The 12,277-nt window shown below is 59.2% G+C and carries 13 protein-coding genes; all 13 read left to right on the top strand.

The genetic code is table 11. From position 1 onward, the window contains the following. Nucleotides 1–104 precede the first annotated feature (104 nt). The 13 genes from pyrH (at nt 105) to lpxB (ending at nt 12,245) form a co-directional block, all read left to right on the top strand. On the top strand, nt 105–869 hold the full coding sequence (gene pyrH, locus MCRY_RS14170; RefSeq protein WP_085631005.1) for a UMP kinase: 765 nt from the start codon (nt 105–107) through the stop codon (nt 867–869). Between the two features lie 115 nt (nt 870–984). Then, complete coding sequence (gene frr, locus MCRY_RS14165; RefSeq protein WP_085631003.1) at nt 985–1,548, top strand: ribosome recycling factor; 564 nt, start codon at nt 985–987, stop codon at nt 1,546–1,548. Nucleotides 1,549–1,575: 27 nt separating this feature from the next. Further along, entirely contained in the window at nt 1,576–2,307 is a 732-nt protein-coding gene (locus MCRY_RS14160; protein ID WP_085631001.1) for an undecaprenyl pyrophosphate synthase, read from the top strand. Next, a complete protein-coding gene (locus MCRY_RS14155; RefSeq protein ID WP_085630999.1) occupies nt 2,304–3,092 on the top strand; it encodes a phosphatidate cytidylyltransferase in 789 nt (262 codons plus the stop codon). The genes MCRY_RS14160 and MCRY_RS14155 overlap by 4 nt, the downstream gene beginning before the upstream one ends. Next, entirely contained in the window at nt 3,089–4,261 is a 1,173-nt protein-coding gene (gene dxr, locus MCRY_RS14150; protein ID WP_085630997.1) for a 1-deoxy-D-xylulose-5-phosphate reductoisomerase, read from the top strand. The genes MCRY_RS14155 and dxr overlap by 4 nt, the downstream gene beginning before the upstream one ends. A 3-nt stretch (nt 4,262–4,264) precedes the next feature. After that, the gene (gene rseP, locus MCRY_RS14145; protein ID WP_085630995.1) at nt 4,265–5,608 is read left to right on the top strand and encodes an RIP metalloprotease RseP; all 1,344 of its coding nucleotides are present in this window, start codon (nt 4,265–4,267) and stop codon (nt 5,606–5,608) included. A gap of 111 nt (nt 5,609–5,719) precedes the next feature. Then, on the top strand, nt 5,720–5,878 hold the full coding sequence (locus MCRY_RS22930; protein ID WP_171046105.1) for a hypothetical protein: 159 nt from the start codon (nt 5,720–5,722) through the stop codon (nt 5,876–5,878). Between the two features lie 84 nt (nt 5,879–5,962). Continuing rightward, nucleotides 5,963–8,305, top strand: coding sequence for an outer membrane protein assembly factor BamA (bamA, locus tag MCRY_RS14140; RefSeq protein ID WP_085630993.1), 2,343 nt, complete (start codon nt 5,963–5,965; stop codon nt 8,303–8,305). Further along, the gene (locus MCRY_RS14135) at nt 8,306–8,890 is read left to right on the top strand and encodes an OmpH/Skp family outer membrane protein (RefSeq protein WP_085630991.1); all 585 of its coding nucleotides are present in this window, start codon (nt 8,306–8,308) and stop codon (nt 8,888–8,890) included. It begins immediately after the preceding gene. A gap of 63 nt (nt 8,891–8,953) precedes the next feature. Further along, nucleotides 8,954–9,415, top strand: a complete 462-nt coding sequence (gene fabZ / locus MCRY_RS14130) for a 3-hydroxyacyl-ACP dehydratase FabZ (protein ID WP_085630989.1) — start codon at nt 8,954–8,956, stop codon at nt 9,413–9,415. Continuing rightward, a complete protein-coding gene (gene lpxA / locus MCRY_RS14125; RefSeq protein WP_244897916.1) occupies nt 9,412–10,197 on the top strand; it encodes an acyl-ACP--UDP-N-acetylglucosamine O-acyltransferase in 786 nt (261 codons plus the stop codon). The genes fabZ and lpxA overlap by 4 nt, the downstream gene beginning before the upstream one ends. 3 nt (nt 10,198–10,200) lie before the next feature. Next, nucleotides 10,201–11,103, top strand: coding sequence for an LpxI family protein (locus MCRY_RS14120; RefSeq protein WP_085630985.1), 903 nt, complete (start codon nt 10,201–10,203; stop codon nt 11,101–11,103). Next, entirely contained in the window at nt 11,103–12,245 is a 1,143-nt protein-coding gene (lpxB, locus tag MCRY_RS14115) for a lipid-A-disaccharide synthase (protein ID WP_085630983.1), read from the top strand. Before MCRY_RS14120 ends, lpxB begins: the two co-directional genes overlap by 1 nt. Nucleotides 12,246–12,277: the final 32 nt, after the last annotated feature.

The following is a 12,277-nucleotide window of genomic DNA, read 5'->3' as shown; positions in this document are numbered from 1 at the left end:
GCCCTGCGGCGTGTTTGCCGGATTGGGCGAGTTCGCCTTGCCCCTAAGCCGGTTTTCCGACAGGTTGCACGCAACTTTAGACTCTCGTTGAAACGGAGCGCAACATGGCGGACACCCAGACCCCTCATCCGAAATACAAACGCGTGATGCTCAAGATATCGGGCGAGGCGCTGATGGGGGATCAGGGCTATGGGCTGCATCCGCCAACGGTCCAACGCATCGCACAAGAAGTTAAATCGGTTCACGACCTTGGTGTCGAGATTTGTATGGTCATCGGCGGCGGGAACATTTTCCGGGGGCTGCAAGGCAGCGCACAGGGAATGGAGCGCACGACAGCCGATTACATGGGCATGTTGGCAACGGTGATGAATGCGCTGGCGATGCAGTCCGCTTTGGAAGAGCAGGGCGTGTTCACCCGCGTGATCTCGGCCATCCGCATGGACGAGGTTGCCGAGCCGTATATCCGACGTCGCGCTGTTCGGCACCTTGAGAAAAAGCGTGTGTGCGTCTTTGCAGGCGGCACAGGCAATCCGTATTTCACCACGGACACCGCCGCTGCGTTGCGTGCAAATGAAATGAACTGCGAAGCGATCCTGATGGGCAAGAATGGCGTCGATGGGATTTACGACAAAGACCCGCGCACCAATTCAGACGCGAAACGATATGACGCCGTGACCTATGACGAGGTGCTGCAAAAGAACCTCAAGGTGATGGATGCCTCAGCCATCGCGCTTGCGCGTGACAACAGCCTGCCGATCATCGTGTTCTCGCTTGATGAACCGGGCGGGTTCCGCGGTATCCTCGCCGGTGATGGCACCTACACCAAGGTGCATGGTGGATCGAAAGCAGGGGCAGGCGAGGCGGCTTGACCAATCCGTCACAGCGCGGCGCGTGAATAAACCACAGTGATGCAAGGTGCTATACTTTCGGGCACGCGTCGCTTAGAACCCGAAACAAAGCACAAAAACCGCTCTTGAGGGCCATATGGCAGACGACTTCATTCTCGACACCGACGATCTGACGCGCCGCATGGATGGCGCGATGGCAAACCTGCGCACCGAATTTGCGTCTCTCCGCACCGGTCGCGCCAGTGCGTCCATGCTGGAACCTGTGATGGTGGACGCATACGGAAGCATGACGCCCATCAACCAGGTCGGCACGGTCAACGTGCCCGAGCCGCGCATGGTCACGATCAATGTGTGGGACAAGGGATTGGTCGGCAAGGTCGAGAAAGCGATCCGCGAAAGTGGTCTGGGTATCAATCCGCAGCTTAATGGCACGATCATCATGTTGCCGATCCCGGAACTGAACGAAGAGCGGCGCCGCGAATTGGGCAAAGTTGCCGGTCAATACGCAGAACACGCCCGTGTGTCGGTGCGCAATATCCGCCGTGACGGCATGGATCAGATCAAAAAGGCCAAGGGGGACGGCCTTTCTGAAGATGATCAGAAGTTCTGGGAAGGTGAAGTTCAGGAACTCACCGATGCCTACATCAAAAAGGTCGATGCCGCTTTGGAGACAAAGCAGGAAGAGATCATGCAGGTCTGAGACCGGCACAACAAGGACCCCTTCAAGATGGTAAATCCCCAGCCCACAGCAAAAGATGACGGTCCACGCCATGTGGCGATCATCATGGACGGCAATGGTCGCTGGGCCACCCAGCGCGGTAGACCGCGTTTGTTCGGGCATCAGGCAGGCGCACGTCGCGTTCGCGAGATTGTCGAGGCGTGTCCGGATCTTGGGGTGGATTACCTGACGGTCTTTGCCTTCTCGACCGAAAATTGGAAGCGCACGCAGTCCGAAGTCTCTGGGCTGATGAACCTCTTTCGCCGCTACATCACGCGCGAGGCAAAGGCGCTCAAGGCGAACGACGTCTGCGTCCGCTTCATCGGCGACCGCGTGCGTCTGGACCAGAAGCTGGTCGCGATGATGGACGAACTTGAAGCGCTGACGGCGCATTGCCGGACGGTCAATCTGACCATTGCGATCAATTACGGCGGACGAGACGAGGTGGCTCGCGCCACCAAGCGGTTGGCCCGTGACGTGGCTGAAGGGCGGCTGAATCCGGATGATGTAGACGAAGAAACGCTTCCAAAGTATTTAGATACCTGCGTTTTACCTGATCCAGACCTTGTGATCCGCACCAGCGGAGAAGCCCGCATCTCGAACTTTCTTCTGTGGCAATCAGCCTATTCGGAATACGAATTTATCGATACGCTCTGGCCCGATTTCACCGCTGACGAATTCCGGTCGGTGGTCGGTGGCTTTGGCACCCGTGAACGCCGTTTCGGCGCAGTGGTGGCATGACTTCAGGCAAGTGGGACGACCTTGCGCCGCGGCTGATTTCGGCCGTGGCGATGGTTGGCATCGGCGCGCTGGGTGTCTGGCTGGGTGGTCTTTGGTTTCACGGTCTGATTTCCATCGTTGTCGGCCTTATGGTCTGGGAATTGGTGACGATGCTGGACACGGCGCGCAGCAAGTCCCCGATGATCCTTGCCGTCGTGTCGGCGTTGGTTTCGATGGTTGCGATCGAATTGCCAGCCTCGTTTGCGCTGCCGCTATTGCTGATGCCGTCGATGCTGGGATTGGGCCGAATGGAGCGGGGCGGTGTGACCTATGCGGTCTTTACCGCGTTTATCCTGCTTGCCGGCTATGGCTTGATGTCCCTGCGCGATGACTTCGGCCTGACTTGGATGGTCTGGCTTTTGCTTGTCGTGGTGGTCACCGACATCGCAGGTTATTTCGCAGGACGTTTGATCGGCGGACCCAAGCTGTGGCCGCGCGTCAGCCCGAAAAAGACATGGTCCGGGACAGTTGCAGGGTGGGCAGGGTCATCAGTGGTTGCAGTGCTCTTCGCCAGCAACACTCAAGCGGGCATCGGCCTGATCGGGGTCAGTATCGCCGTCAGCATGGCCAGCCAGATTGGCGACATCGCCGAAAGCGCCATAAAGCGCCGGGCAGGGGTCAAGGACAGTTCGCGCCTGATCCCCGGTCACGGGGGGCTTCTAGATCGGTTTGACGGCATGCTTGGGGCGGCCTTGTTCATTGTGATCGCCGGGCAGCTTGTCGGATTTCCGCCGGGGACCCAATGAGGCGGGTCACGATTTTTGGGGCCACAGGCTCTATCGGACAAAACACGCTGGACCTGATAGGTCGGGACCGTGACGCCTATCAGGTCGTCGCGCTGACTGGTGATCAGAACATCGCACAGCTTGCGGGGGACGCCATCGCCTTTGGCGCCGAGATCGCAATTACAGCGGATCCCGCGCGTCTCGATGATTTGCGGGCGGCCTTGGATGGCTCTGGCGTTGAGGCCGCCGCCGGACCTGCTGCCTTGATCGAAGCGGCCAACCGACCTGCGGATTGGGTGATGTCGTCGATTGTCGGCGCGGCGGGGCTGGCACCGGGATTGCGGGCGCTGGAACAGGGGGCAAGCCTCGCTCTTGCCAACAAGGAAAGCATGGTCTGCGCGGGGCCGTTGATGCTTTCGACTGCCAAAGCGTACGGAGCGTCGATCCTGCCGGTGGACAGCGAACATTCAGCGGTGTTTCAGGCCCTGATCGGCGAAGACATCAGTGCCGTTGAGCGTGTGATCATTACGGCGTCGGGCGGTGCATTCCGCGACTGGCCTTTGGAAGATTTGGCCAATGCGACGCCGGAACAGGCTGCAACACACCCCAATTGGGATATGGGTCAGCGGATCACCATCGACAGTGCGTCCATGTTTAACAAAGCGCTGGAGTTGATTGAAACAAAAGAGTTCTTTCAAATAAACCCGGCAAAAATTGAAGCCGTTGTTCATCCTGAATCCATGATCCATGCTTTGGTCGGGTTCCGTGATGGTGCGTTGATGGCCCATGTTGGTCCGCCCGATATGCGCCATGCCATCGGCTTTGCGTTACACTACCCGGAACGCAAATTCTTGCCGGTCGAGCGTCTGGATCTGGTCAAGCTGGGCCAGCTGACCTTTCGGCCCGCAGACGAAACGCGTTGGCCTGCCTTGCGCCTTGCGCGCGAGGTGATGGCAACGGGCGGATTGGCAGGGGCCTGTTTCAACGCGGCCAAGGAGCGGGCGTTGGACGGGTTCATCGCGAAACGCATTGGATTCCAGCAAATCGCAGTGGTCGTGGAAGAGGTCTTGAGCAGAGTTTCGGCCCATCCCGGTCATATTGATGCCGCCATCACACTTGATAACGTGATGCAGCTAGACCATCTCGCACGTGTACGAGCAGACGAGATCATGAACGAATTAGAGGGTTGAGCCTTGGATATTGCAGCGTTGCTGCCGCAGTTTGGTAGTTTGATTTGGACCCTCTTGGCCTTTGTGATCGCCCTGTCGATCATCGTGGCTATTCACGAATACGGTCATTACATCGTGGGGCGTTGGTCTGGCATCGATGCCGAGGTGTTCTCGCTTGGCTTCGGTCCGGTATTGTTCTCGCGGGTCGACAAACGCGGCACCAAGTGGCAATTCGCGCTGTTGCCTTTAGGAGGCTACGTCAAGTTCAAAGGTGATAGCAACGCCTCTGGTGGCAAAGACGATGAGGCAATGTCGAAGCTGTCCGATGCAGAGCGGCGGCGGACGATGAACGGTGCACCGCTTTGGGCGCGCGCCGCAACGGTTGCGGCAGGCCCGGTGTTCAATTTCGCGCTCTCTATTCTGATTTTCACTGGCGTGTTGATGCTGCGCGGCGAAGTAACCGACCCGGTCAAGGTGGGTGAGCTGCGCGCGGTTCCGGCCCAGAATGAACTTCAGGTTGGGGACGTATTGCTAGAGATTGAGGGCGTTGTGCTGCCCGCTTATGGCGAATCCTCGAGCTTTCAGTCCTTTCTTGACGATCTGCCGGTTCAGGAACATCTGAACTACACCGTACAGCGGGGCGACAGCAGTCTGGTTGTCGAAGGCCCCTATGTCTATCCTCCCGTGGCAACACAGATCATCCCACGCTCGGCGGCGGATGATGCCGGGTTCCGTGCCGGGGACATCATCGTGTCCGTTGATGGCACGCCGATCTATGCGTTTGAACAGTTGCGCGCGGCAGTAGAAGGATCGGAAGGCGCAACATTGACGCTTGAAGTCTGGCGCGATGGCGACATCCGCGATCTGGAAATGACGCCCCGGCGCACTGATGAGCCACAGAGCGACGGTACGTTCGAGACCAACTACCGGATCGGTATCGTCGGCGGCATGTTTTTTGAGCCCGCCACTGAAATGACCGGACCATTCAGCGCTTTGCTGTCGGGCGTGCAGCAGACGGGTCGGATCATCGACGGGTCATTGTCCGGCCTGTGGTACATGATCACCGGAGCGATCAGCACCTGCAACCTGTCGGGGCCGATTGGAATCGCCGAAACTTCCGGGTCGATGGCATCGCAGGGGACAACCAGTTTTATCTGGTTCATCGCCGTTCTCAGCACGGCGGTCGGGTTGTTGAACCTGTTTCCGATTCCCGTGCTCGATGGCGGTCACCTTGTCTTTCACGCCTACGAAGCTGTCACCGGGCGTCCGCCCAGCGATAAGGCGTTGCGTGTTTTGATGGCGATTGGTCTGACGCTGTTGCTGTCGCTCATGCTTTTTGCGCTATCGAACGACCTTTTCTGCCCCTGATTTTTCTGGCTTCAAACCGGGGCATTTCATAGAAATGCCCCGGTTTGCGCCTGATTGCTGACACATTTCCCCATCATTTCGGAACTCGGAACAGTCTATCCGAGGTGTGCCATGCAAACGATTCAAGACGGTTATCGGTCTTTCAGTCTTCTGGTCTCGATCAATTGGGACCGCCTGATCTATGTGTTTGCGATTGGCGCATCGCTGTTCCTCGGGGCGTATCTTGGCACCTTGATGATCGACGCGATGACACATCCGGTCGGGTATTGAACAAACCGGCCTCTGCGCTTTTGACAAGCTAGGGCAATCTGGGTACTCACGTTCCAAAAGGGATGTCTGAGTAGGTTGCCAACAATGACACATAAAACAGGCGAGCAGGTAACGCGGCAATCAGCGCGTAAATCGTCGATCCGTCCATTTCTACTAGCGACAACGATGGCGTTAAGCGTCGGTGTTCTGTCTGCGCCCAATATGGCGCTGGCACAGGATTTCCGCTTCAACGCGATTTCTGTCGAAGGAAACCAGAGGATCGAGTCTGGAACCATCGCCAGCTATCTTGGCGTCGCCCGTGGCGAGCCGGTCTCTGCAGCCGCGCTGAATGATGGCTATCAGCGGATTCTCGCCTCAGGGCTTTTCGAAACGGTTGAGATAGAGCCCCGTGGCAACACTCTTGTCGTGCGCGTCGTGGAATTCCCGACGGTCAATCGCATTGCGTTCGAAGGCAACGAGCGTCTGGACGACGAAACGCTTGCACAGATTATCCAGTCGCAATCCCGCCGCGTCTTCAGCCCAGCCACCGCCGAGGCAGACGCGGCCCGCATCACCGAAGCCTATTCTCAGCAGGGTCGCATCGCGGCCCGTGTGCAGCCCAAGGTCATCCGGCGATCCGACAATCGGGTCGATCTCGTGTATGAAGTGTTCGAAGGTGGCGTGTCCGAGATCGAACGCATCGGCTTTGCGGGCAACCAGGTGTTCAGCGACCGTCGCCTGCGCCGAGTGCTCGAAACCAAGCAGGCAGGCATCTTCCGCGCGCTGATCCAGTCCGACACCTTTATCGAAGACAGGATAGAATTCGACCGTCAGGTGCTGCGCGACTTTTACCAATCGCGAGGCTATGTCGATTTCCGTACCACGGGCGTGAATGCCGAGCTCAGCGAAGAGCGGGACGGGTATTTCATTACCTTCAACGTCGAAGAGGGGCAGCAGTTCAACTTTGGCGAAGTCACCGCGACATCCGATCTGGCCGAAGTGGATCCGGATGTGTTCCAGCGTGCCATTCGTTTGCGGTCTGGTCGTACCTACTCGCCGACCGCCGTGGAAACCGAGATCGCGCGGCTCGAACGTCTGGCGATCCGCGAAGGATTGAATTTTGTCCGGGTAGAGCCGCGCGTGACCCGCAATGATCGTGATCTGACCTTGGACGTGGAATTCCTGCTGACGCGAGGCGAACGCGTGTTTGTGGAACGCATCGACATCGAAGGCAACACGACCACGCTGGACCGCGTTGTACGCCGTCAGTTCCGCGTGGTCGAAGGTGACCCGTTCAATCCACGCGAAATCCGCGAAAGCGCCGAGCGCGTGCGCGCATTGGGTTTCTTTGGCGATGCCAATGTCGAAGCCCGTGAAGGCTCTACGCCGCAGCAGGTCGTGATCGACGTGGACGTCGAAGAACGTCCTACTGGCTCGCTCAGCTTTGGTGGTTCCTATTCCACCAGCGGCGGCTTTGGGGCCGCGATCACCTTCAGCGAACGCAATTTCCTTGGTCGGGGCCAGCAGCTTGCCCTTGGGGTGACCACGGGTGTCGATTCGTCGAACTACAGCTTCAGCTTCACTGAACCCGCGTTCCTTGGCCGCGATGTCGCGTTCAACTTCAGCCTCAATTACCTTGAGACCGACAATTCCAACGCAGAGTATGACACGGCCATTGGCAATTTCACGACCGGGTTCACTTTTCCGGTGTCCGAGAACGGTCGCCTGAACCTGCGCTACGGTGCGCGCTATTCCGAAATCACCAACCTCAATTCATCCGTCGGTGAGATCATCACTGCCGAGGCGGCGCGCGGTGATGTGTGGGACAGCTATATCGGATACCGCTACAGCTATGACACCCGCCGTACAGGTCTGAACCCGAACGCCGGTGTTCTGCTGGAATTCGGTCAGGACTTTGCTGGGCTGGGCGGTGACAGCACCTATGTCGAATCTACCCTGCGCGCTGTGGCGCAGACAAAGATCCTTAACGACGAGGTCACGCTGCGGGCTACGCTGCAAGCTGGCGCGCTAAGCTATTCCGAAGGGTCTTCCCGCGTGACAGATCGTTTCACTTTGGGATCGAACCTGATGCGCGGGTTCGAAGGCGGTGGCATCGGCCCACGCGAAGTCGGTCCGGGTGATGTCAACGACCCGCTGGGTGGCGACTACTTTGCTGTCGCCCGGTTCGAGGCGGAATTCCCGCTGCCGTTGCCCGAGGAATACGGCGTGTCGGCTGGCGTCTTTTATGACGTTGGCAGCCTTTGGGGGCTGGAAGAAACCAACGCGAATGTCCTTTATGACGACTTTACCGCCCGCCACGTGATCGGGGTGTCGCTGTTCTGGACCACGCCACTTGGTCCCCTTCGGTTCAATTTCTCCGAAGCGTTGAGCAAGGAAAAGTTCGACGAAGAACAGACCTTCGACCTGACAATTTCCACGCAGTTCTAAATGGCTCATAGTCGTCGCACAGCATTGGGAGCGCTCTTCGGGGCGCTTCTTTGCATAGCCTCGACAGGTCAGGCCCAGCAGGATGGCGGGCTGTCCAATGTTGGTGTGGTGCAAAGCCTTATTCTGACCGTGGCGCCCGAGGCGCTTTACACCCAAAGCGACTTTGGCCAGCGGATCGCCCGTGAGATCGAGGAAGAAAGCCTTGAGATTGCAGCCCAAAATCGCAGCATAGAGGCCGAGCTGACAGCAGAAGAACGCGAACTCACCGAATTGCGCGACACTCTGGCCCCCACGGAATTTCGCGCCCGCGCCGAAGCTTTTGACGAAAAAGTCCAACGCCTGCGGCGCGAACAGGACGAAAAGGCACGTGCCGTTGGCACGCGCAACGAAGAGGCCCGTCGCGCCCTGCTGACGGCGGCCCAACCGATCCTGCTGCAAGTGATGGTTGAAAGCGGGGCTGTTGCGGTGCTGGACAGGCGCGTCGTCCTTCTTAGCGTGGATTCCGTTGATATCACCGAACAGGCGATCCTGCGGGTCAATGCCGAATTCGGCGAGGGGGCCGAGATCCTGCCCCTGCGCCCCTGAAACCTTGCCCCCCGGCATTGGGATTGGTACTCAAAGCCCAATAAGAGCATAAAAGGACGCCCCATGAGCGACACGCTTCTTCGTGCAGACATCCAACTGATCCAGCGCATCCTGCCGCACCGCTATCCGTTCCTGCTGGTGGACCGCGTGGAAGAAATCGACGGCACGCAATCCGCACTTGGCATCAAGAACGTCACGATGAACGAGCCGCATTTTCAGGGGCACTTTCCGGGCACCCCGATCATGCCGGGTGTCACGATCATCGAAGCGATGGCTCAGACCGCCGCCGTGATGGTGGGCACTGCCCTCGACCTCGCGGACAAGGAAATGCTGATCTATTTCATGGCTATCGACAAATGCAAATTCCGCCGCAAGGTGATCCCCGGCGATCAGCTACAAATGCGACTGACGACCCTGCGCGGCAAGCCTGGTGGCAAGGTCTGGAAATTCGGCGGTGTCGCGACGGTTGACGGTGAGATGGCGGCGGAATGCGAATTCTCGGCCATGATGGATCTGCCCGCGTGACAGCCCAAATTCACCCCAGTGCCGTGATCGAAGAGGGCGCGCAGATCGGTGATGGCTGCGTCATCGGCCCGTTCTGTCATATCGGTCCGGAAGTCACGCTGGCCAATAACGTGGTTCTAAAAAGCCATGTTGTGGTCGCTGGTCAGACGTCAGTCGGTGAAGGGACCGAGGTCTACTCTTTCGCCGTCATCGGTGAGATCCCGCAAGACCTCAAATTTGATGGCGAAAAGACCAGCCTTGTCATCGGTGCGCGCAATCGCATCCGTGAACACGTGACCATGAATACCGGCACCAAGGGTGGCGGTGGCGTGACGCGTGTGGGGGACGATAATCTGTTCATGGCGGGCTGTCATGTCGCCCACGATGTGCAGATCGGCAACCGCGTGATCGTGGTCAACAGCGCGGCCTTGGCGGGGCATTGCGTTCTGGAAGACGATGTGATCGTCGGCGGCCTTTCGGGCGTCCACCAGTTCGTACGGATCGGTCGTGGAGCGATCATTGGTGCGGTAACGATGGTGACGAATGACGTGATCCCCTATGGCCTTGTGCAGGCCGATCGGGGGCGGCTGGATGGGCTGAACCTTGTAGGTCTCAAGCGCAAGGGTGTCAGCCGTGCCGACATCACAGCGCTGCGTGCGGCCTTCCAAATGCTGGCACAGGGCGAAGGCGCGTTTCAGGAGCGGGCCAAGCGTCTGGGCGAAGAAACCGACAGTGAATACGTCCACCACATCGTTGACTTCATCCTGGGAGAGACTGACCGGTCCTTCCTCACGCCGGGCTGAACGATGACGCTGGCGCTGATCTGCGGGCAGGGGCGGTTGCCGCGTATCGTCGCCGATGCGCAAAGCTCGCGCCCACTGATCTGCGTGTTACACGGGTTTGAACCCGATGGGCTGACCGCCGATCTGACCTTCCATCTTGAAACACTCGGTAGCCTGCTCGACACGCTCAAGTCGCGTGGTGTCAAACAGGTGTGTCTGTGCGGGGCGATCCGGCGTCCTCCGATTGATCCTGCACGTCTGGATGCAAAGACGGCCCCCTTGGTGCCCCGGCTGCAAACCGCGCTGACCTCGGGTGATGATGGTGCATTGAGGATCGTGATGGAGCTGTTCGAGGAAGCCGGGCTCTCTATTGCTTCCGTAGATGATTTGGTGCCGGATCTGCTGCCAGCTGTAGGGGTTCTGACGCTCAAGACCTACGCGCCGCAGAACGCGGTCGAGGCCCGGATAGGCGAACGCACCGTGGCTGCGATGGGCGCGCGTGACGCCGGTCAGGCCTGTGTGGCGCGCGGTGACAGCGTGTTGGCGCGTGAGGACGCAGCAGGCACCGACGCCATGCTGACCCGTCTGGCACGCGATCGGCTGGCGGGAAGCGGGGATTTTCTATCCAACCCGATCAATGCCGCCAGCGATATGTTTGGTGGGTTACTGGGGGATGCAACCGACTGGCTGACCGGGGGAAGTTCGGCTGACGATGGCGGCATTCTTTTCAAAGCGCCGAAACCGGGGCAGGATCGTCGTGCGGATCTGCCGGTGATCGGGGCCGGGACACCGGATGCAGTGGCCGCCGCCGGGTTGTCGGGCATCGTGATCCAAGCGGGGGGCGTGATGATCCTCGACCGTGCACGCACCGTAGCGCGCTGCGATGCTTTGGGTCTGTTCCTTTGGGTGCGGGAAAAGGGCGGCTGATGCGGGTCTTCGTCATTGCTGGAGAAGCCTCTGGCGACAAGCTGGGTGCTTCGCTGATGGCGGGGCTGCGCCAACATGCAGACGATGTGATCTTCGAAGGCATCGGCGGCGACCGGATGATTGCCGAGGGGCTGCAAAGCTTGTTTCCCATCGATGAGATTTCGATCATGGGCATCACCGAAATCTTATCGCAATACCGTCACCTTAAAGCGCGCATCCGCCAGACTGCCGACGCTGTGCTGGACGCAAAACCGGATGTTTTGATCACCATCGACCTTCCGGAATTCAGCCTGCGCGTGGCCAAACTTGTCAAGGCGCGCAGCGAGATCCGAACGGTGCATTACGTGGCGCCGACGGTATGGGCGTGGCGCCCGGGGCGCGCGAAAAAGATGGCGGCACATATCGACCAGGTTCTGGCGCTCTTGCCCTTTGAGCCGCCCTACATGGAAGCCGCAGGGATGCGATGCGACTTCGTCGGTCATCCGGTTGTCACCGATCCCATTGCGACCTCTGACGACATATCCGCTTTTCGCGCCCGGTTTGACATTGGCACCGCGCCCTTGGCTTTGATCCTGCCGGGGTCGCGCCGGAGCGAGGTTTCACGGCTGTTGCCGATCTTTGCTGATGTGGTGGCTGAACTGCACGTGCGCCATCCCAACCTGCGCTTTGTTCTACCCGCAGCCCCGAACGTGGCGTCTGTTGTGGCCGAAGCGGCTGCCACTTGGTCGGTCAAACCGATGATAATTGACCCTTCCAAGTCCGGCATGGCAACGAAACAGGCCGCTTTTGCTGCAGCCGACGTGGCCGTTGCGGCGTCTGGCACAGTCTCGCTCGAGCTTGCCGCATCGGGCACGCCGATGGTGATCGCCTATGACATGAACTGGCTTTCGCGGCAGATCATTGGGCGGATGTTGCGCGTGGACACAGTGACTTTGGTCAACCTTGTGTCCGAGACCCGCGTTATTCCCGAATTCATCGGCGCAAACTGCGAGCCCGACAAGATTGCCAAGGCTGTCTCGGCTGTTCTGGATGCGCCTGAGCAACAGAAAGCGGCAATGGCTTTGACGATGGAGCGGTTGGGCAAAGGGGGGCGGCCCCCCGGTGAACGGGCTGCCTTGGCGGTTCTGGATGGTCTGAAATAGAAACGGGGGCAAGATCGGCAGATCCCACCCCC

Source organism: Marivita cryptomonadis (genome assembly GCF_002115725.1).
GTDB classification, from domain to species: Bacteria; Pseudomonadota; Alphaproteobacteria; order Rhodobacterales; family Rhodobacteraceae; genus Marivita; species Marivita cryptomonadis.
The sequence above is the reverse complement of the archived record's forward strand: the minus strand, read 5'-3'. Positions and strand labels throughout refer to the sequence as shown.